A 744-nucleotide genomic window follows, 5' to 3' on the forward strand; every position below is an offset into this window, starting at 1 on the left:
TACGCAGTCACCTAACAAAGTAGGCTCCCACTGCTTGTACGCATACGGTTTCAGGTTCTATTTCACTCCCCTCTCCGGGGTTCTTTTCGCCTTTCCCTCACGGTACTGGTTCACTATCGGTCAGTCAGTAGTATTTAGCCTTGGAGGATGGTCCCCCCATATTCAGACAAAGTTTCTCGTGCTCCGTCCTACTCGATTTCACTTCTAAGACCTTTTCGCGTACAGGGCTATCACCCACTATGGCCGCACTTTCCAGAGCGTTCCGCTAAAATCAAAGAAGCTTAAGGGCTAGTCCCCGTTCGCTCGCCACTACTAAGGGAATCTCGGTTGATTTCTTTTCCTCAGGGTACTTAGATGTTTCAGTTCCCCTGGTTCGCCTCACACACCTATGTATTCAGTGTGTGATAACCATCTTATGATGGCTGGGTTCCCCCATTCAGACATCTCCGGATCAAAGTCTGTTTGCCGACTCCCCGAAGCTTTTCGCAGGCTACCACGTCTTTCATCGCCTCTGACTGCCAAGGCATCCACCGTATGCGCTTCTTCACTTGACCATATAACCCCAAGCAATCTGGTTACTGTCTATAACGTGAAGACGACATTCGCCGAAAATTTGCATAGAGAACACGCAAATTTTACCTTGACGCGACATGCTGCCAGTGAAAGCAACACATCGGTCTACTTCTATCACATACCCAAATTTTTAAAGAACAGTTCTGGCGCAAAGTCCAGAAATCAATGTTC

At 48.0% G+C, this 744-nt stretch carries 1 rRNA gene; it reads right to left on the reverse strand.

Annotated features, from left to right (window positions below):
• Positions 1 to 554, reverse strand: a 23S ribosomal RNA gene (locus tag N879_RS12995); the annotation flags it as partial.
• Positions 555 to 744: the final 190 nt, after the last annotated feature.

The sequence above is a fragment of the Alcaligenes sp. EGD-AK7 genome (assembly GCF_000465875.3).
Lineage (GTDB): Bacteria > Pseudomonadota > Gammaproteobacteria > Burkholderiales > Burkholderiaceae_B > Alcaligenes > Alcaligenes phenolicus.